General features: G+C 51.6%; 15 protein-coding genes. 3 read left to right on the top strand and 12 right to left on the bottom strand.

The annotated features are described in order from the left end of the window. Positions 1-127: 127 nt before the first annotated feature. The 6 genes from BLP47_RS02290 to BLP47_RS02275 form a co-directional block, all read right to left on the bottom strand. Positions 128-781: a response regulator transcription factor gene (locus BLP47_RS02290; protein WP_172807168.1), complete on the bottom strand. Its 654-nt coding sequence runs from the start codon at positions 779-781 to the stop codon at positions 128-130. 28 nt (positions 782-809) lie between these two features. Next, positions 810-941, bottom strand: coding sequence for a hypothetical protein (locus tag BLP47_RS08610; protein ID WP_256381064.1), 132 nt, complete (start codon positions 939-941; stop codon positions 810-812). A 107-nt stretch (positions 942-1,048) separates the two neighbouring features. Continuing rightward, positions 1,049-1,171, bottom strand: coding sequence for a hypothetical protein (locus BLP47_RS08605; RefSeq protein WP_256381063.1), 123 nt, complete (start codon positions 1,169-1,171; stop codon positions 1,049-1,051). A 399-nt stretch (positions 1,172-1,570) separates the two neighbouring features. Continuing rightward, positions 1,571-3,223 (bottom strand): iron ABC transporter permease, encoded by a 1,653-nt coding sequence (locus tag BLP47_RS02285; protein WP_197672388.1) that lies wholly within the window; start codon positions 3,221-3,223, stop codon positions 1,571-1,573. After that, on the bottom strand, positions 3,220-4,305 hold the full coding sequence (locus BLP47_RS02280) for an ABC transporter ATP-binding protein (RefSeq protein ID WP_091849974.1): 1,086 nt from the start codon (positions 4,303-4,305) through the stop codon (positions 3,220-3,222). The genes BLP47_RS02285 and BLP47_RS02280 overlap by 4 nt, the downstream gene beginning before the upstream one ends. A 32-nt stretch (positions 4,306-4,337) precedes the next feature. Then, the gene (locus tag BLP47_RS02275) at positions 4,338-5,399 is read right to left on the bottom strand and encodes an extracellular solute-binding protein (RefSeq protein WP_091849972.1); all 1,062 of its coding nucleotides are present in this window, start codon (positions 5,397-5,399) and stop codon (positions 4,338-4,340) included. A 149-nt stretch (positions 5,400-5,548) separates the two neighbouring features. Between BLP47_RS02275 and BLP47_RS02270 the strand changes: the two genes are divergently transcribed. Together BLP47_RS02270 and BLP47_RS02265 are read left to right on the top strand one after the other, a co-directional pair. Beyond that, entirely contained in the window at positions 5,549-6,421 is an 873-nt protein-coding gene (locus tag BLP47_RS02270) for a hypothetical protein (RefSeq protein ID WP_091849970.1), read from the top strand. Next, positions 6,396-7,166, top strand: coding sequence for a hypothetical protein (locus tag BLP47_RS02265; RefSeq protein ID WP_091849968.1), 771 nt, complete (start codon positions 6,396-6,398; stop codon positions 7,164-7,166). Before BLP47_RS02270 ends, BLP47_RS02265 begins: the two co-directional genes overlap by 26 nt. A gap of 4 nt (positions 7,167-7,170) precedes the next feature. Here BLP47_RS02265 and BLP47_RS02260 read toward each other — a convergent pair whose 3' ends face one another. Then, positions 7,171-7,350, bottom strand: coding sequence for a hypothetical protein (locus BLP47_RS02260; protein ID WP_157671411.1), 180 nt, complete (start codon positions 7,348-7,350; stop codon positions 7,171-7,173). Between the two features lie 174 nt (positions 7,351-7,524). On the opposite strand from BLP47_RS02260, the gene BLP47_RS08505 reads away from it, so the two are divergent. Then, entirely contained in the window at positions 7,525-7,743 is a 219-nt protein-coding gene (locus BLP47_RS08505; RefSeq protein ID WP_091849964.1) for a hypothetical protein, read from the top strand. On the opposite strand, the gene BLP47_RS02250 is transcribed toward BLP47_RS08505, so the two are convergent. The 5 genes from BLP47_RS02250 to BLP47_RS02230 all read right to left on the bottom strand — a co-directional run bounded on the left by BLP47_RS02250 (position 7,720) and on the right by BLP47_RS02230 (position 20,446). Then, the gene (locus tag BLP47_RS02250) at positions 7,720-9,384 is read right to left on the bottom strand and encodes a hypothetical protein (protein ID WP_091849963.1); all 1,665 of its coding nucleotides are present in this window, start codon (positions 9,382-9,384) and stop codon (positions 7,720-7,722) included. The two genes, BLP47_RS08505 and BLP47_RS02250, sit on opposite strands and share 24 nt — an antisense overlap. Beyond that, complete coding sequence (locus tag BLP47_RS02245; RefSeq protein ID WP_172807167.1) at positions 9,385-10,023, bottom strand: response regulator; 639 nt, start codon at positions 10,021-10,023, stop codon at positions 9,385-9,387. It lies immediately after the preceding gene. A 68-nt stretch (positions 10,024-10,091) separates the two neighbouring features. Then, entirely contained in the window at positions 10,092-13,721 is a 3,630-nt protein-coding gene (locus tag BLP47_RS02240) for a GLUG motif-containing protein (RefSeq protein WP_091849959.1), read from the bottom strand. Between the two features lie 849 nt (positions 13,722-14,570). Beyond that, positions 14,571-16,301, bottom strand: coding sequence for a hypothetical protein (locus tag BLP47_RS02235; protein WP_157671406.1), 1,731 nt, complete (start codon positions 16,299-16,301; stop codon positions 14,571-14,573). 1,034 nt (positions 16,302-17,335) lie between these two features. Beyond that, the gene (locus BLP47_RS02230; RefSeq protein WP_091849956.1) at positions 17,336-20,446 is read right to left on the bottom strand and encodes a hypothetical protein; all 3,111 of its coding nucleotides are present in this window, start codon (positions 20,444-20,446) and stop codon (positions 17,336-17,338) included. Positions 20,447-21,191 lie beyond the last annotated feature (745 nt).

Here is a 21,191-nt window from a genome sequence, read left to right as displayed (position 1 = left end):
AGGGACTTTCTGCCATAGCCCCAGGCTTCGGATATCCGAAGCCTGGGGCTATTTGGATTCAACAAACCGCTCTAAACGGTTGAGATAAAGGGCTGGGGCAGCTGGAAACTCAGCGCCAGAAATGAGGTTAGGAATTAGAGCTGTTTGGAAGCCCGGCAGCGCGAAAGAACCTGGTGGCCGCCTCAACCCTTGGGTTTACGTCTCCATCGGTGTCGATTCCCAACACCTCGTAAATACCTTTTAGCGACTGCTCGACCGCTCGAGAACTAGTATTTCGTTGTTTCGCTATTGCAGCATTGGTGAGCCCCGAAGCGGTCAGCCGGAGAATCTCGATTTGGTGGGCGCTGAGTTCGGCTAAGGGTCTTGATTTGTCTTGGTCTTGCCTCAGCTCCTTCCTACCTGCAATCACAGTTTCGATTGCAGCAATGAAGGCACTCGGGTCATCAATCAAGTCTTTTCTCAAAAACCCGCAGCCAACTGGCAAATCGCTTTTGGAATAACCGGCTGTTCTAAGGTCCGGATGGTTCGTGAGGACGACCAGGGCTACCCCGAATTGCATTTTGTCCATCACAAATGCCAAGTCAACCCCCGAGGGCCCTGGCCCCAAGTTGATGTCCAAAATTGCGATATCTGGATCAAACTTTTTAATAACATCCAGTGCCTGCGCCGCAGAGGAGGCTTGTGCGACCTCAAAACCGGCTTCCTCGAGCGTCAGACACAAGAAGTTTCTAATCAGCACCTCATCTTCAACAATCAAGACGCGCCGCACATAGGTCTTCATTGCCAAATGATAAACCCAATCCCTAGGCTTAGGTGCCATTAACCCGGTGGCCCTTGTCTAAGACTCGCAACTCAAGCAACAGCACTGCGCCAAGGAAATAGACCCGAATCTCGCAGCCGAACCCGACAGCGTTGCCAACGCGCGCTGAATGAAAACACATTTCAGCAATTAGTATCAGGCCAGACTAAAACAGGATTCAGTCCTTGGAATATCCTCGGCAAAGAGCAGGTATCGCCAGAGGGTTTCCACAACACTGAACAGGGGCGCTTAGCGGGGTTGGGCAAGTTGGCTGAGGTGATAACCGAGCATGACTGCCGCCACTTGCATCGGCCTAAGTTGCAGCTCGATTCTGAACCGATCGGCAAAGTTGATATCTACTCGGGGCGGCATGCCTATCGCCAAAACGGAGTCGCCCTGATTCCCCTTGCCCTAATGGGAGAATAAGAGCATAACCATTTGCAATCTCCTGGATTGGATGGTGAAAACCGATGACTTCTGGTGCAAATAGAGCCGATGTTAATGCCAGAGGTGCACTTTTTCAAAAGCTAAGACCAAAATGTATTTTGCCATCCAGTATTCAGAATGATCACCAACTACTACCTACCCGATTCGGCAAAGATGTTGCCCCCTATTCGAGCATCCAATAAACCAGCACTAAAACCAAGAGCCTTTGGACACAGCTGCGCCCAAAGGCATGTTATTAGATGGCAGTTGAAGATTGTGAACTTTTAGGAATCTGCCGTTACCGCGCCCTCAAATTGGCCCGATTATGCGGGACTTCCATCGAAGTTAGACACGCAGATCCTTATTGCCTCCGGGTAGTCGCATCAGAAGGATGATCGAGAGCATGGTGAGACCAAGCAACACCGTGGCCAGCGCCGCAGAGGTACCGAACTGGCCCCTTACTACCTCGACATAGATACCGAGCGACAAAGTCTGGGTGGATGTTGTGTACAAAAATAGTGTCGTGCTGAGCTCTGTGATAATGGTCACCCAGCTGAGCACCGCGCCCGCGAGGATTCCTGGCGCAAGTGCGGGCACAATGACTCGCACCAGTGTTCTGAATTTCGAGGCACCGAGGCTAATCGCCGCCTCTTCAATGCTCGGGTCGAGTTGATACATAATCGCCGTTGTAGACCTCACAGAATATGGCATTCGCCTAATTACCAAGGCGAGCACCATGATCGCGAAGGTGCCAGTGAGAAGAAACGGCGGCTGGCTGAAAGCCGTCACGAGAGCTATACCGATTACCAACCCGGGCACCACGTAGGGAATCATCGTCATCGTGTCTAGACCATTTGAAAGAGCGCCCTTGCGCCTCACAGTGAGATATGACACGAACACCGCAATAATCACGAGGATAAAGAGTGCCGAAAGTCCGATTCTAAAAGTATTACCAACGTAGCGAAGGATGGCGTCCGAGGAATCCGAGTAGTTATCAAAGGAGAACCCGTCGACGAACTGCCCGAACAACGTGTTGCGGAACGAACTGATCACGACAACAACAAGCGGCGCCAACGCGAGAGTGAGGAACCCGTAAACGTATAGGTGTATGAGCCAGCCCCTCCAGCCCGGCATTGGCTTTGGCACTATGGGAACCGCAGCGGTCATCGAAATCTGCTTGCGCCCAACAAAGTACTTCTGCAAAAGGAACACTATGAGCGCCACGATGATGACGATTACGGATACCGCTGCGGCGAAGCCTGTGTCATTGCTTACCTCGCCGACGAATGAACTGTAAATCAGCACCGGGACCGTTCGAAAGCCCTGTCCGATAAGAATCGGCGTGCCGAAGTCGGCGAATGCCCTTACAAAAACGAGCAGGCTGCCTGCGAGGACTGTCGGCCAAAGTAGTGGCGAGATCACCTTGAAGGCGCGTCGCAAACCAGTAACGCCCATGCCTTCGGAGGCTTCGAGCAACGACACATCGATGGTTCGCCATGCCCCCATAAGGTAGGTGAAAATCAGTGGAACTAGCTGCAGCGTAAGAACAAGAACGATTCCACTGAACCCATAAATAGGAGGAGGTTCAATGCCAAAAGTATCTTCAACCCAATTTGTAATCAACCCGTTATTGCCTAAAAGCAGGATCCACGAGTAGGCGCCGATGAAAGGCGGTGACATCATCGAGGCGAGAATCAACATCTGGGCGGTACGGTTGCCACGGACGCGGAACATCGTCATGAAGTAGGCCATTGGGAACGCTATTGCGAGCGCCAAGACAGTTACAGATACGGTAACCAGAAGACTGTTTGTCAGGGTTTCGTAGTACAAACGCGATGAGAAAAACTTCTCGAATCCAGCCAGCGAAAACTCGCCCTCGCTAGTAGCACTCCTAATTAGAACTGTTACCAGCGGCCAGATCACCATCAGCAAATAACCGCCGGTAAGCGCGACCGCTATCGTTGTCCAACCGTCGAACTTACCCCGTGCTATTTTCACACTGTGGCTCCACGCATAATCGACATTCCGCTATCGAAGTCGAAATAAGTCAACAGGTTCGTATCAACCTCAAGAATGACCTTCTCGCCTCGCTCCCACCTAGAGTCGCGTCGCGAGAATTCTAGGAACTCAATGATTTCACCCGTTTCGAGCTTCGCCCGCACTTGCGAGTGCGAACCAAGGAAGGACTCTTCCATAACTTCAGCGCTGAGGCCATCTTTACCAGCACGCACCGCCTCGGGGCGCACCGAAACATGTATGCGTCCAGAGGCCTCGGTGCCAACGATGGAGGAAACATCAATCGAAACTCCCTCGCCAAGATCCACCATCGTGGCTCCGTTTCGGCTGATAAGTTCCCGCTCAATCAGGTTGGTCTTGCCAATGAACTCAGCAACGAATTTGTTCGCAGGGTTTCGATAGATCTCTGCGGGTGAACCGACTTGTTGCACCACGCCCAAGTTCATGACCGCGATGCGATCCGAGACTGCCATCGCCTCTTCTTGATCATGAGTGACATAGACCGTGGTGATCCTCGCCTCTTGTTGGGCGTTGCGGATGACTTCGCGCATTTCGACGCGCAACTTGGCGTCAAGGTTAGAAAGTGGCTCATCCATCAGCAACACTGCAGGGCGAATCACTAGCGCCCGAGCCAGTGCTACACGTTGCTGTTGGCCACCAGACATTGCTCCAGGAAGGCGGTCATGGAGAGCGGTAATGCGCATCGACTCAAGTGCCGATTTCACCCTCTCCCCACTTTCTTCACTACTGACCTTGCGGGTCTGCAAGCCAAAGGCAACGTTCTTCGAAGCTGTCATCTGAGGAAAGAGGGCGTAGTTTTGAAACACCATCCCGATGTCTCGTGATGATGGGGATTGGTCGTTTACTACCACCCCGTCAAACGAGATGGTGCCGGATTCAATCGTGTTGAACCCGGCAATCATTCGTAACAAAGTTGTCTTACCGCATCCGGAGGGCCCTAGCAGGGTGAAAAATTCTCCTTCGAGAATATCTAGGTCAAGGTCGGGTATAACTACCTGCCCGCCATACTCCTTGAGCAGCGAGCGCATTGCAATGCTTGTCATGTTGTCTAGTTCCTATGTGAGTCTAAAGAGCCTTACTGATTCTCGAGGATAGTCCGGTACCGAGCGATGATCGCATCGCGGTTCTCGGAAACGTAAGCTCCATCCTCCTGAATAGTCGGGATTTCGGTTAGTGCCGGCAAGCCTGGCTTCGCAATGCCATCCCGCAGTGGGCGGCCAGCGGTCTCTTCAGCAATGATCGTCTGTGCCTGCTCCGAAATCACAAAGTCAATAAATGCCTTGGCTGCCTCAGGGTTTGGCCCGTCCTTGATGAGCTGAATCGTTGCTGGGAGAAAGGCTGCGCCTTCTTCGGGGTAGACAATCTCAACTGGTGCGCCACTGTTCACAAGGTTGAGGGAAAGCGGTTCGTATGTAAGTCCAACCACGTACTCACCGTTAACAACATCCTGGGCGACCTGGCTCGATGAGCCGATTGAGATGCCATCCAGCTGGGCTACAAGTGCCTCAACGAAACCCCAGGAGGCTTCGGATTCGTAGTCTCCACCAACAGCCTTCAGCATGTTGGTCAACTGAGCGAATGCGGAAGAAGAGTCAGTGGGGTCTCCGAAGGCAATCTTGCCCTTCAGTTCTGGCTGGAGTAGGTCGGCATAACTGGAGATCTCTATCCCAAGCGCTGCAGCCTCTTCGGTGTTAACCAAAAGGTTGGATCCGTCAGCTTGGTAAGGAGTGAAGAAGCCGGTCATATTCTTTCCCCCGTCGACCATGGCACCGTCCTCGGAAGATGTGTACTCACCCCAAAGGTCAAGGTTCGCACTTGCCTGCGCAGCGCCACCGCCAAACAAAACGTCTCCCTGAGGCCTTGCCGCCTCACTGCGAACTCGTTGATATAATTCACCGGTTCCAGCAGTGATCAACTGCACGTTAACTCCGCTTTCTTCTTCGAACAACGGAATAAGGCTATTTAGCATTCCCTCTTCATTCGGCGTGTAAATAATTAGTGTTGTACCAGAAATTCCGCTCTCTACGGGGTCAGCAGTGCCCTGTTCAGGATCGACGGTAACGGAAGAAGAGCAAGCCGACAGCGCTAGAGCTGCAACTGCTACTAAAGCCAGGCCTAAGGTAGTTTTGCGTCTCATCGGACATTCCTCTCAATTGGGATGTTTCAACCTTGAAACATCGAATTAAAACACTGCGTTTCAAATTGACACGCTACCACACATGCACCCGGGGTCAGCGCCCCGCCCTCAATGTCATAGAAAGATCTCGGGGCGCAGCACATCCCGAGTTGGCAGCCACAAGACTCAAAGTTCTAGAGGCCGCCAGCAAGGACAAAGAAACCACGGCTTTTATAGTCGCCAGGTATATCTCACTGCCGGCTCAGCAGGAGCTAAGAAAGTTAGGGATGTCCTTCGCTGATGCGACAGGAAACATATTTATCGCTGCCCCGCAGATGGGTTTGCTAATTAGCAACCGCGGTATGGACATGGATCCTTGGCGAAAGCCTGGGCGACCCAAAGCTTCGCTCACGGGAGTCTCAACTGAATTAGTTATTCGGGCATTGGTAGATAAAAAAGAGCCATATCTCACTGCCGAACTAGCTCGGGAATCTGGCACTTCCAGAGGAAGTGCCTATTGGGTTTTGGACAGGCTTGAGGAAGTTGGTTTCATTACTCGCGATAAGAAACGCTCGATAGAAAAAGTTGAGTGGCAAGAACTACTCAGAGCTTGGTCCACAGAAAGTGATTTCTTTGCAACAAGCTCGACCACAAGCTACATAGCCCCCAGAGGCTTAGAGCAACTGCTGTTAGATCTGAAAACAATCGATAAAGATCTCTATGCCGCCACAGGCACCATTTCGGCAGCTGCCTATAAAAGCTCCACCGACTTATACACAGCCATGCTCTGTACAACCAACCCCGAGGCACTAGCCAATAAGTTAGGCATTAGACAAACCAACCGTGGAGCCAATGTGATGCTGTCCTATCCAAATTCAGATGGTCCCTTTCAAAGGACCACTGAATTTGAGGGCCTAAGAATAGTCAGCGCTCCACAGACCTATCGTGACCTTATGAGCGGCCCAGGTAGAAACCCAGAAGAAGCCAAGAACTTATTAGATTGGATGGTACAAAACGATGGTATTTGGCGCAAAGAGCACTGATGTTGTAGCCAGGCGTACGCTCTTGGGAGCGCTCGAGACTTTGCCACCGCATCTTGACTCATTGATCCTGGTTGGCGCTCAAGCCGTTTACCTAAACTCCAATCACATCGAACTACCGTTAGCCCCTGCGACCTCAGACGCTGATATTGCTTTTGACACTAGAAGCTTGGAAGTAATCCCTGAGATTGGAAAGCTGCTAAAGCAAGCCGGCTATCTAGAAAATGCGCTGGCGGCAAAAAACCCAGGCCACTGGATAAATGCCGAAGGGGTCCCCTTGGACCTCTTTCAGCCACGAATTATCAGTACCCGAGGAGTTAAATCTAGAAGTGCAAATCTCGGACCGCCTGACCAAGACCCGCTGCGAATAATCGACGGTCTAAACAGTGCGTTAGTCGATAATTCAGTTTTGACTGTCAACTCGTTTGAAACCCAAGACATTAGAAGCTTTGAAATAAAAGTGGCCGGACCGGCCGCTTTGATCATCGTGAAAACCGCAAAAATCAGTGACCGACTTAGGGGAAGCGACCACACGCTCATAAGTAAAGACGCCCACGATGTTTATCGGCCACCACTAGCCAAGGAAACCCAACTTCGAGGCCAACCGGGTCAGCACCTTCGCGAAGATCGCCAATGGGGTTTTGCAACCCAACTTTTTCTTCGCCATATCTCAAAACTAATCGGTCCCCGAACTCGAAGCCGCCGGTTCCAGGTTCTCCAGGGTTCAGCATCACCCCGCCACCCATGAAGGTTTAGAGAAGCTGCAAAGGGGTCTCATTCCAAAGCTTCTGCCCGATAATCTCCGATGATTTATAGGAGGGAATGTCCTTGGTGAAGCTAATGTCCTTAGGGAAAGCCTGCAGATTCAAGGCCACCACGCCAGAGGTGGCAAAAAGGCCAAATATTACGGCAAGGACAGCTGCTTTACGCATGCAAACTACCTCCATAACTCGACGAGCCGGAATCATCACCCGAACTATTGAATGCGCTTCCTAGCTGTCATATCCCTAGCAAAACGCTGGAATCCCAAACCACAGCCCGAGTGCATAAAAATAAATAACAGGTATCCAGGGGACACATATCATGACCCAGAACTTTCAGTTGTTATGGCAACCCGAACAACTAATACCCCGCCCGAATTAAAGGGTGTTGGTCTTGAATCGGAGAGCTTGTCTCGAAGTTTGCAAAAACCAGCACTGGGCTTCACAAATCACTTGTCATACGGGGTAGAAATAGTTAACCCCTACCGAGTCGGGGATTTACTTTTGCTAGAGGCCAGGAAAAAGCTTGCGGTGCAGCGCCTAATTGAGCGAGAGGCTCAATGAGGCGGTGAGCTCGGTGGAGCCAGATTCACTTGAGAGAGCGTGCTCTTTGGAGAGCTCTTGAATCGAGCTAAGGCCGTAGCCGTAGGGCTGGGCTTTGCCAAGCTTGCCATTGTCTCGGACCGCTATATAAAGCTCTCGGCTTTTGGGGTCTCTCGGCTTAGTGCTCAGGCTTACTTTGGCCCGACTTGCCTTCCCGTGCCTAACCGCGTTTGACAAAGACTCCCTGACCACCTCGATCGCTGCTGCGCTGCAGAAGGGGTCGGACTCAAGTTCATGCAGCACGATGGGTGTGATGTAAAAATCAATCTCCAGCACCCCGCGCCAGAGTTCTTTGATGTCCTTGGTGAATTTCCCGAAGTCGCTCTGCTGCAGCTGAGTCCCCAAGAGGGTTTCGCACTCTTTTTTTATCGCTTCTAATTCCACATCGGTTGGAGCTCGGTCTGATATTTCAAGCCGCAACGCAAAGACTCGAAGTCTGGACTGCAGATCAGAGTGCACAAAACGAGCGATCCTTCTTCTTTGAACCCCGTCACGCTGAGTCAGTGATGCGGTTTGCCACTCGAGACCCTCGACAACCTCGGCCAACTTATGCAAGTTGTTTTGTGATTCCACACTCAGTGCCCTGGTGACGGCTATTAGAAATGCGGGTATGAGAACGTTTACCGAAAGCGTCAATATGATCGGCAGCCTCTCCTGGTCGAAAGGCCCAGACAAAAGCACTGTTTGAGTAGAGCTAAGCAAGCCGGCTGCCAGCCATACCAGAAGCGCTTTTGGTCCAAAGACCCGAAACTTTTTAGCCAGCACAAACGTCACCGCAATTATCCCTGCGGTCAAAACAGAGTCAACAACACCCATCCAGCCGCCCTGCCAAATTCGCGAATATAGCGAACCCAGCACCGCCAAGAGACTCACCCCCAAAGGGTTATAGGGGGTTTGGTGCAGTGCTGTTTTCAGAACCGGTCCCAAAGCGATTCTTCGCTTTGGGACTTTGTGCTCAAGTTCAAAATTAGGTGCGAGGGAAATACCTGTCACCAAGGGCCTGATCATGGTGTCCAGCGCGTCGTGAATGTCTTTGGCCGAGCTGCCAGGTTTCAAAGCTTGGCTCAGAGTCCCAGAGATCTGCTGCATTAGCTCTTGCTGGGTCTTTTCGAGTTGGGACTGCTCTTGATTTCTAAGCAATTGCAACTTCTGAATTTGTGCAGCGAGTTCTTCGTAACCGGACCGATAGCTTCGAACCCGATCCACCAATATGGCCGAGACTGAAAACCAAACCAGAATCAGTAAAGCGCCCGAGGTCATTCGGTTTGAATAATCAGCTTGGGCCGTTACCCCTAGGGCCTCAAGCCCAAATGAAACCGAGAACCCTCTGGCAGCACCCGCTGCCAAAAAGACCAACACGGTTGCAATTGGCCTGGGCTTCATGGCAACTTTTCGCAACAGCGTGTACTTACCCAGGGCCAACACCAACCCGGTGACAAGGTGACCAATCACCCCCACGCTAATTCCAGCAAGAGCCGTGGCGCCAGCTAGGTAGCCCTCTGGGACCCAGGCCCAGGTGAAAAATATGCTGATTGGTGACAGCAGCGCCCAGGCCAAAAAGGTTATGCCGTTGGGTCCGCCGATTCTTCGCCAATTTGCCATCTAGGGTTTACCTCCCCTAAGACCCATCCCCAATGAATAGATCCGGGCTGCTGCCACTCGATTCGAACCACCACTGTTTTTATGCAATTCCAAGGCCATGTAAATCCGGTGCACGCTCTGCTCAACGGCCCGCAGTCCAACTTTTCGTTCAAGGGCTATTTCTTGGTTATTTAGACCCCTTGCCATCAGCGCCAACACGGCCAGCTGACCCTTGGTTAGTTTGCTCAACACAGAAGGCTTGATTTCCCCGGTGACCTGCCGACCCGTCGACATCACGCTATCCAGCGCCTCCACCACCGTATTGATGTTGTGTATTTCTCGCTTGCTTAGATATCGCAGGTTCGGGGCCGACTTGAGTTCGGAGGCGGTCGGGGTGTAGTTGGTGAGTAACACAAAACCCATCGCTGGATTGATTGCAGCTAAAGCAGCAATCAACTCGGTCCCTGATGGGCCTTCTCCAAGGTCGAGATCCGCCACCACCGCATCGGGGTCGTTTTTTTGAGCGATTTGTTTGGCACTCAGGGCATCATGAGCAACAAATGTCTTGAAACCTGACGCGTCTAGGCGCTCTGCCAAAAGAGTCGTGATTATCGGCTCGTCATCAACCAACAACACCGTTCGAACAAAGTTCTGATCCATCTGGTCATTATCTAGCATCCACACCACATCTCCCCGGGGTTTCTGAATGCCGCCGATGGTTTGTCAGATCATCGAGTCAGAACGCTCTTTGTCATCCGCTTCACACCATCAACAAAGATATCCACCTTCACGGTGACTCCCTTTCTCGGAGTAAGCCTGTCAAATCGATTCAGTGTGTTTCCATCAGCTAAGTCCTGACCCCAGATGCCGCCAACCTTCCAGGTGATGCGAGCCTGGTCAAGACCAAGTGCATAGACAACCAGCTTGCCGTTGAAGGAGCCGACGTTGACCTTGCCTTGTTCTCCAAGTGCTTGCTCCAACACAACCTCAAAGGAATTTTGGTGGGTTACCACTCCGGAACTAGAAACCAAGATTATGTTCTTTGAACCAATACTCAGCTCAGGAAGTGTCACTTCAATCACGTTGTCTGACTTAGAAATAATGGTCAGGGCTTTCCCATCCACGGTCAAAGAACTAGTGCCGCTTAGTCTTTGACCCGATATGGTCAAAGACTTACCAGCCGGGTTGGAAAGCTGAGTACTTGATACCGACATGATTATGGGACCTGAGTAGGGCGCAGGAGGGCTAGCTGCAGGAGGGCTAGCTGCAGGCGAGCTAGCTGCAGGTGTGCTAGCTGATGTGTTGCAGGGATCCGCGCTTGCCTCATGCATCAAAAATGGCAGCCCCTCATTAACTGAAGCACAAATGCCCCAGATGCTCTCATTGACCGGAGTTGGGACATCACTTGTCAAAGAAAAAGCTGCCCAGCCTGGCTGGATTTCCCAGCCGGCCGTCTCGAAGGTTTGAATGTTCTTCATAGCTACCGCACCCGTTGCGGTGACGTCGTAACAGTTCAGGGTTGGTGAGGTGCAAGTGCGTGTGGTGTCGACTCCTAGAAGATAGCTTTTTATAATGTCAAAGTTTGCTACGAATGCACCAGCAAACGGTGCGTCTTTAACATGCGTTGCTGGAGAATCAAGTAACACCTCAACTGCTGCATAGCTGTTCACAATAATGCTACCGGAGTCAGAATTTAGAGTTCCCACGAAGGAGCCGATGCTCATCGGGCTGGAGTACTGGCTACCCTCGGCATCGCTGATGGTTCCGATTGCATAGCTGTTTGAAATTTTTCCGCCGGCTTGGTTCCCGACGAACCCACCGATCTCATTGATATCATCGCCCACTAAATTCAAGTTGACTTTGACAGATACGAAGTTGATTTCACCCGATACGAGCATCCCTACTGCCCCTCCGACTTGCGCTTCACTAGTGATGCTCCCAGAAACAGACGCCTTGGTTAGGGAGGAGTTGCCGGTCATTTGACCGATTAGGCCACCGTGCTTACTCGCGCTACCTCCAGTCGCGCTCATGTTTAGGTTCGACACCACGCTGTCTGTAATTTTGCTGTTGGAGGATTTACCAACAATGCCACCGAGATTATCGTCACCCTCCATAGTGAGCTTTGATATGGCGCTGTTTGAAATGGTGCTGTCGCTGGAATTACCAACAATGCCACCGAGATTATCGTCCTTGCCCTTAATGGTTAGGTTTGAAATGGCGCTGTTTGAAATGGTGCTGTCGCTGGAATCACCAACAATGCCACCGAGATCATCGTCACCCTCCATAGTGAGGTTTGATATGGTGCTGTTTGAAATGATGGTGCTGTTCTCAGAAAACCCAACAATGCCACCGAGATTATCGTCACCCTCCATAGTGAGCTTTGATATGGCGCTGTTTGAAATGGTGCTGTTGGAGGATTCACCAACAATGCCACCAAGATTATCCAAACTGGGGGCTGAAATTTCTCCTGTGAAGCTCAGATTGCTTACATCGCTCTGATTGAGGTTTCCAACGACTCCACCAATGCTGGAGGCTTGTTCGCCTTCTAAGATTATGTTGCCAGAGGCCAACAAATTCTTGATTTCTGCTTCTGAAACATTGCCAAACAGGCCTGCACCGTCGCTCGAGCTGCGACCAAACTGGTCACCTAAGTCGCCGGTAACACTGATACCCGAGATGGTGTGTCCACTGCCGTCGAAGATGCCAGTGAAGGGCTTTTCATTTGTGCCAATTGGGTTCCAGGACCTTCCACTGAGGTCCAGGTCTTGGGTTAGCTTAAATTCAGTTGAAGGATCCGAAGAACAGTTCGCGACCTGTGCAAGGAGATTTGCCGAGTCAACAACATAAGGGTCTGCAGTTGTTCCTGAACCCTCATAGTTGCAGGAAATGACGTTGAGCGAGATGGTTCGGCCTGTGTAGAGGTGAACGTCAGGACGGTCCAGTTTGATACTCACCGGGTAGCTGCCTGCTGGAAGAGTTGCTGAAACCGTCAGGCTAATTTCGTTGTTCACAACCGAGCTAACCCTGAATAACCCACTCGGGTCGCTCTGAATCGAAACAACGCTTTTCTCAACCGCTGGGTATCCAGTTCCGGGAGTGAGCTTGACCGCTACTTTTGCTCGGTCTGAGGGGAAGAAGAGTACAGACTGATCCTCAAAAGTCATTTGACACGGACCGGTGCCATTGAATTGGGAACCAGGGTTCTCGTCATAGCTGAACTGCCTGGAAAAAAAAGACATAGAAACCGGCAAGCCGCGGTTTACCTCGTCACAAAAAATAAACCGAGTGGTATTCGGGTCGATGGTGTATCCGTCTGTTATTGCATTAGGCCAGTAACTGTCGAGCAGGGAAGTTGATACTTGAGACACCTGACCTTCAATGCCAGTCTGATCTACAACCCCGCCTAACACATCTATTGCAACGCGGATCCCGCTGCCGCCCACCTTTGGCAATTTGCCAGAAGCATTGCCAATGAGTCGGTTACTATAGCTAGCGCTTGAGGAGACACTTGCTGACAAGTAGCTGTTTCTCACTGTAAATTCTTTTTCTGTGGGATTATCGAAGCTACCCAAAAACCCGCCTACATACTTGGCTCCACTTACGCTTCCAACCACAGAGCTAATGTCAATGTTGGCGGTGCGGGACCCCCCATAAATTAGATGACCGACAAGGCCACCGGTTATTTCCGCGCTGGAGGAAACTGTACCGTCAAATCTCAAGCCTGTTGGAATAGCTGCGGCCCCCGCAGACTTGCCAATCAACCCGCCCGTGGCTGAACCTGCGGCGGCTTCTCCAGTTACCAGGACACTGCCCGAGGCGCTGAATGTTGTGAGAGAGCTGAATTGGTCGTTTATGAGATTGCCAGCTAAAGCCCCGACAAACACCTGGTGGGTTGGATCTGCCACGGCCACTCGGAGGCTAACCCCACTAAGAATTATCCTCCTAATTTCCGGGTATACATCAGTCCCAGAATCAGCTAGTCCAAAAAGGCCAAACTCCGATGAGGCCGTGGTTCTGGCATCGATAGTCAGATTTTTTATCAGATAGAGGCCGCCGTCATAGTTGTCATTGAATGCGGTTGTGTGATTGCCAATGGGGGTCCAATTTGAGATTGAGCCTAAATCTACGTCAGCAGTTTGCTGGAAGAAAAGGTCATTTCCGGATCCGTGGCAGTTTTGCACCATCACAAGATCTTCCGGCGACCCAACTAGATAAGGACTCACTGAAGTACCCGCACCCGCAGCAAAGCTGCAGGGGGCAATCTGGCTAGCAGCGGCCGGCTGCAAAGCGACAAAAAAAGACCCCATCAGCGCCAGGGCAGAACCCAGCGCCACTAATCTCCTGAACTGTTTAGCCATCAACTTGAAAAACCCGCTCTCACCTCTTGTGTCAATTCCAGAGTCTAGATTGGGTCAATTTCTGGGCTCCGATACAGTCGTGTTTACCGAACGTTTATGACTTCCAACTGCTCATGGATCAGCATGTTGGTTGCCGGTTCAGGACATTCTTTTGCAACAAGGCGAAGAACGATTCCATAGCTGCGTTATCACCAGCTGCACCTACTCGACCCATCGAAGCGACCAACCCGCACACCTCCAGAGCCCTCTGGAATTTCTTACTGGGAAACAGACCACCCCGCTCCGTGTGAACCACACACCCGGTTACAACACCACGTCCGGAAACCGCATTGCTCACAGCATCAACTGCGAGGCGGGTTTTAACCGTCACGGACACTACTCCTGCGTGGTGACATAACCGCCACGCGGGCCCCATCAGCGACTAAGCGGTAACCGAACTCAGGGTCATCACCATGGGCAACCCGGAGGGTTGCCATCCTCCTGTTACGCAACGATTGCACTATCCCGACGGGTTGCCACACCCCGGTAATCAGCGCCACGAGCAAGCTTCAACACCCGACACGACACTGCGACAGGGATCCCGTCAACAGTGAGCTCACTTACGAGCGGGTAGAGCTTTTCCCGGCAGGATGCCTTGCGAAACACACGCCAAAGCGCGACGCGACACTTCCGTTTCTTGTTCCAGCAAACGAATATGTTTATTGGCTTCACGCAGTTGGGCAGGCTCTGCTGAGCTGATTCTAGGTTTCACACCCTTTTTAAACCTCGGCGCGTTTCAACCAGGTTGACGGCGTGATCGGGTGAACCCCAAAATCATGGGATGTAGCTTGAGCCTCCCGGGGCTAGCTATTAGCGACCAACCTTTGCAAAGAGCACGGCGGAGCGGTAAAACTCACCCACCCCCTTGCCTGTTGAGGCTAAAACTTTGGTGCTGATGCCTGGGAGCGCTCTTTCCACAAAAGCACAGGCCGTCCGTGCTCTTTCGAGTGCTAAGCGACGGTCTGCTTGAGCCGCTGGGACACCTGAAGTGCTGCCAACGCAGGTTATGTGCGTTATGCCTGGGTTCTTATCCAGAAAGGCCCTGATTGCATTGGCATCCTGCACTGGCAACCTAGAGCTTCCGCCACCAAAGACTGAAAAGCGTTGCTTGGTCAAAACAGTTTTCACAACAGGAGCTTGCTCCCCTGGGCTTGCCGAAGAGTCACCCTCATTCTTTGTTGGGGCACCTTGTTTCACGGTGAGTGCATTCTGATGAGTCAGCACCCCGGAGGATGAGGTGTAGATAAGCGAATAAACTCCAGGCTCTAACTTAGGGATTCGAAGCACAATTTCAGTTGCTGACTTAGTCAGGATTTCCAGCTCTCTGCCCAGAATCTCAACCTTGGTTATCCCATCGAGTCTTTGACCACTCACTCTCACGGTTGTCGCTTCTGAGCCAATGGTGCCTGGTCCTACAAGCGAAGTCACTGGCCCCGAGTATGGGGCTGGTGCAACAGTCGGGGCTTCTGAGCCAGAGTCGCCCGAACCGCCCACTGAGCTACTGTCTGAGGAATCGTTTCCTGCGCCGCTGCCCGAAGAGTCGCTCCCTGCGCCGCTGCTTCCGGGAAGGTAATACCGAAGGCGGATCTGGCCAGAGTTTCCGTTTCGAGCGATACGGTCTAAAGAAGCACCAATACCGGAGGTGCCCCCTCGCCCGAGACCATCTGGAATACCAAGCTCGGTTTTATACGCAAGGGTACCGCCCCGTGAAACCGTCGGCACTGCCAGAGTCCAAATCGCATTTTTCTGCACTGCCGTCAAGTTAGTGCCCGCCGGGAGAAAGGAATCCGCGGAGAAAGGCGACTTTTCAAGATCTTTTGCACCGCCAGGCCCACCGGCACCTGCACCATAAAGATATAGGGAAGAACTTGGGTTACTCACAGCAACGGCAGCACCGAGAATATCCGCCCCTACAAAATCCTTTGAACTACCCGATGAAAGAGTAAATGTTGTCGGTGTGCCAATAACTGTGACAAAGGAGCCACCGCCACCACCTGATGCCGATTCGATGAGTTGATTCGAGCTTCCTGCAAATCTGGTGACGGAGGCGGGGGCTCCTTGAGCGCCGATGCCTAGATCTTGACCTCCAGATCCACCGTCTCCAACTTTAAGCTTGAGCTCGAAAGAGCCGACGTCAGCTCCCTTATCAAACTCCACAAGCTGGGCCTGTCCAGCTCCTCCCGCAGCATATCCATAGAACACAGTATTTGCGGCATCCCTACCTATTTCCCCGAAGTAACCGCCACCGCCTCCACCAACCAGCAGTGCGTAAACCTTTGTTACGCCCTCTGGAACAATAAAGTTCCATTCTTTGACGCCCACATTCACCACAGGGGAACCTACGACAATTTCACAAATCTCAGTACTGGCAAGCACATTAGCAGTCGAGCCACTGGTTACATTCGGATTAGAGGCCAGAGTTGCAGGTGAGCAGTTTGGAATGCTAGCCGAGGCGGGACTCACTACCCCGGCTATTGAGGTGCTAGCAACTAACACCGCAGAGAGAATCGCAAAACCTGCAACTCTCTTAGTATTTGACAATCTGTGCCTTGGAATTGAATTCATGATGAATCTTTATTGGCCGTCAATTCGCGCCCAGGCAAAGTGTTCGGTTGGTTGCACAAACTGCTGCCTCCGACAGGCAGGCGACCACTTAGGCCTCAGTCCTAAAGTGTCAGCACATACGACTGATGTCTACCATTTTGAAATGTGGGCTCAGCCCAACTAAACCAAACGAAAGTCGCTATTCGCGAGCTCAGTCAGTGAGCTAAGTCCTTATTTGGTCACAATCAATCGTCGCCGCACACGCATTTAGTTAGACAATCACCCGGTTGATCCGTGTGAAATCGAGTCTGCGAAAAAGCCAATTGGCTTTGGTCTGCAACGAGTGAGCTGAACACGAGACTTGAAATCCAAATGAGGAGCCCTAACCAAAGGGGTTCAGTTCGACATCGACCCAGATTTCTTTTACTGAGCTAGGCCAGCCTGCTACTTAGCTGCCATCCCTCTTCCAAGCAGAGTTACGGCCCTGTAGAACTGCCCAACGCTCATGCCTACGCTTGTGGAGATCCTGACCTGAGCAACCGGTAACAAATTCTTCACGATACTGCAGGAAAAACTCTGAGCCCTCGTCGACTTGGGTGAAACCAAGTCGACAGACTGGGGTTTAGATGTTTCGCATGTTCACAAGCTGCACTGACTCGCTCGCACATAAGCAGATCCAGCCGAGTTGACTAAACCTCAAAGCGGATGCCCGTGCAAATGAACTTCCCGGCATCAGGGCGAGTGGCCACAGCCCTTTGAACCGGCACCCTCCGCTGATTGCTAAGAGGCAGCACTAGCTAAATAACTAGCGAGCCTTCTCTAATCAGTCACATAGGTTGTTTCAGCTTGGGCTGTCACTAACCGAGGGTCAACACCGCAGTCGAGACGGGAGGGCAAAACACCTTTCCGAGCACAGTCACCACAAGCAAGAAACTCTCTCCTCAAAAGAACGAAGTCTTGATTAAATGACTAACCCCCAAGCCCGAAGGCTTGGGGGTTAGTGGTTAGGTTTTTACTATTTGGAAAACGTGTTACTTGGTAACAACGCTCTTGGCTAGCTTCAAGACTCCGTCAACATAAATGTCAACCTTGATGGTCTTGCCAGTTGCGCCAACCACACGGTCGTACCTCTGAAGTAGATCAGAAGTTACAACCTGAGTAACCCACTTGCCAGCGATCTTGTAAGAGACCTCCGAGCCAGCTGCGTTCAATGCGTAGACAACAAGCTTGCCGCTGAAGGTTCCAACGTTAACCTTGGTGTCAGCTACTGCTGCACCGATCGTGGTGGTGCTGGTGGTGTTTAGGTCCTTCGCGTCAACGAAGTCCTTGTCGGCGTTCTGGTCGTATGACACGGTTACAGAAATTGTTCCTGTGTCATTCGCACCTAGAAGAACGCTGAACTGTAGCTCACCATTGGCGTCGGTCTCGGTTGGCAATGTGCCAAACACGATTCCAGCACCGGTGTAGGTGACCTTGATGCGACCAGCAGCAGTGTCAACTGGGTTGCCTAGTTCGTCGGACAGCTTGGCCTTCACCTGGAAGGTTGAGGCTGGCATGACATTGGCAGGTGTCGTTACTACTAGAGTCGCGTCGCCAGAAATGCCGGTCCAAGTTGCCTTCACGGTGCCGGTTAGGGCTCCAGATGTGAAGGTGACGGTCTTTTCGCCCGAAATGCGACTGTACGCCTCAACGGAGAAGGTTCCATCGTTGGTTAGGAGGGTAATTGAGTCAATTGCCCACACGTTACCAGACTTGAATAGCACTCCAGGAGAAGCAACAGTAATGGTTGCACCCAGTTTCGCAGCACCAGTTGTGGTGCTAGCGATTTTTCCACCAAGTACTGCCTTTGTTGCTGCAGTGTAAGTACCAGCCACTTCGCCGAAGCGAGTGTCCGCTGCAACTAGAGCCTTGGTGGTCACTGCAGCGGTGAGGTCAGCAACGGTGCCAGAAGGCAAGGTAGCTGCATCAGCGTTGAATGTGAACACGTCGGTCTGGGTTGAGTACTTCAAGGTGATGCCATCAAGGTCTCCACTACCTACGCCAGCCCAGTCGTTGACAGTTCCGTCATCTAGAGCGGACCAAACACCAGCAGTCGACTTCTTCTGGAAGCTAACAAGAATCACGGTGTCGCCTGTTAGACCTGCGTCTGGAGTAGTAACAGAAGCAGCTCCAGCAACGATTGCTACGTTGTTAGTAACAGAAGCGCCACCCTGAGTTGCGGAAACAGCTAGACGGTAGATTGCTCCGTCAGCGGCAGTACCCCACTGGTCAAGAACCCTAAGGTTCATGGTGTGGGAGGCACCGGTCACTACTGCGCGGTTGCGCACGGAGTTGGGGGAGTTAGTGTCAGCAACATCGTAGATGCTATAAACAGCAGAAGTCCAAGTTGAGGTCAACCGAGTTGCAGTTACGTTTTGAACGGTCGCGTCAAACACAATCGCTTCGTTAGCTGCAGCCGAGCTGTTGGTCACAGCAAGTGCAACCTGGCCAAGTGCGTCAGTTGACAAAACCTGGCTTGAACCAGTTGTGACGGTGGTGCCGTTTAGAGTAACGGTTCCTGCCGAAGTAACTGTGGTTGTGACTCTAACCGAAACGCCAGCGCCAACCGCATCGCCGTCTTCATTGAAGACAGACAGCCTGTAGTTTGCGGCATTAGTTCCAGTCTTCACTGCGGTACCTGCACCATTAATGGTTGCGGATGCTACACCTGTGAAAGTAGGGGCTGTGACATCTGCAGATGCAGAGCTAGCTCCTACGGTCGAGGATACTTTTGCACCAATTGAGGTAAGCGCGTCTGTTGCTGCTGCATTGTGCTTAAACAGAAGGACCTGACCCTGGTAAGCGCCAGTAACAGCGAAGTCGCGAAGAATCTTCGTGTTAACAGCTGTTACAGACATCGTTACCGCAGCGTCAGCGATTCTGACTACTGCATCAGTTGCTTCATTGGCGGTGGTCACAGCATAAGTGAACGTTGTGGCACTTGGAACAGAAAGCACCTTCGCAGTTGCGTTGTTCACACGGGTGTTAGCAGTCGAACCTGTAACAGCCACTACGTCGCCAACCCTGAGTGCGTGAGTAACAGTGGTTGTCAACGTTACAACGTTGCTGGTGATCGAGACAAAGTTTGTCGCCGCAGCAATCTGTGCAACAGCGTCGGCAATATCCCAAGCAGCACTGTTCATGTTAATAGATGTGGCAGTGAACTTTTTGGTTGTGTTGCTGTAGGTAACAGTTGCAGAAGGTTCTACTTCAACCGAACCTGGTCGCTCCATATTTACTTGGACAGCAGCAGCAGCTGAGCCTCTGTTGTCGGCACCGGTGAGCTGAGATCCATTCAATACTGGACTGAAGGTTACTTCTGCGGAGACGGTGCTGTCACCAACTGAAACTGGGTTCCAAGCTAGGGTCGGCGTAATGGCGGACGATGCCAAGAAGCTAACCGTTCTCTCTGGGGACTGGTACTCAGTGGAGTCAATCTTGCCGTTGTCATTCGTGTCAACCCAGGCCGTAACGGTAACTGTCTGAGTTACGTCTTCGTCGGTGGATGCAAGAACGATCGTTTTATCAGCGTTATTAGTTGCAATCTTAGTGTCTAAGATGTATGAACCTGATGCAGGGGTAGAGGTAAGAAGGAAAACATCGCCAGCTCCACCGGTAGGCACGTCACCAGAAGCAGTTGGCTCCGCGTAAGTAAACGTGTTTACAGTTGGAACCGACGCGATGGTTACGCGTGCAGTATCAATTCCAGCGTCGGCTGCGTCAAGGATTACCTGAACTTCGTCGCCAACCTTGAAAAGGTGTCCGGCCGCTGTAATGGTGACAACATTGCTCGCGTTTGCCGCAGCAGTTGAAGCGATTGAGTAGCGGGACGAACCGACGTAAGCTACGTCTGTCTTACCTAGCGCATCAGCAACAAGGAACTTCAGGTACTTACCTGAGCCCAATACTCCTGTGGACATGTTTGCGGAAAGCTTAAGTTTGCCTCCAGCGATCATGTTGTACTCGGCACCAGTTGTTGGGCTCAGCGATACGTTTCCGTCGCTAATTCCAACAGCCTGAGCTGGCAAGCCAGCAAAGCCGAATGTCAGGAGAGATGCAGCTGAAACAATAGCAAGACTCTTACGAGTCAAATTGTTTTTCATGATTCTCTTTCATTCTTGGTTTACCCACAGACCATTGGGTCTGCAGGATGCAAGAGATAGTTACCACCAACCAAGCAGGAGATATCTAACCCTTACAGTTCAAAGGTAACGGACATACTGTTCGGACATTACGATGTGTGCGCATATTTATAAAAATAGTTTTCTCGGGTTTACCTGGACTTAGGTACTCCCGGGGAGTCAAACAAGCTTTGCGTTTAAAACAAAACCAGCTCAAATGCCGGCTTGGCTCGGCCCCACAGGGCCAGTAGGCAGGCCATCCTGGTCGGAAATAATCCGACCAGGTTCTATACCGAACCCAGTGTCTATATCAAACCCAGTGTCTATACCGAACCCAGTGTCTATACCGAACCCAGGGTCTATACCCAACCCAGTGTCTAAACCAAACCAGTGTCTAAATCAAACCCAGTGTCTATCCCCGACTAGGGCAAGTAGGTAATTACTAGCATCAGGCGTTTAGGGGCCTCAATTTGAAAGCTTCTGGGTCATTCGCATTGGTCAGAAGGCTTTTCAAGTTTTAGAAATGCCTGGGTGTTTTTTGGAGAGACCTCAACAATCAATTTGCGGCAATAGAAGCTAGTTCAAGTAAGCCAAGAAAATAAAGACAAATCATTCGAATAACTAGGTAGAGGTTCACTAACGCCACTTGAACCCACAGCCTCATAACTAGAGACCGCGTTAGGTTCACAAAAGGGTCAACTGTTTAACGCTACAAGGATGATGATCC

The organism is Candidatus Aquiluna sp. UB-MaderosW2red (genome assembly GCF_900100865.1).
GTDB lineage: Bacteria > Actinomycetota > Actinomycetes > Actinomycetales > Microbacteriaceae > Aquiluna.
Note: the sequence above shows the minus strand (reverse complement) of the source record. Positions and strands in the feature narration are given on the sequence as shown.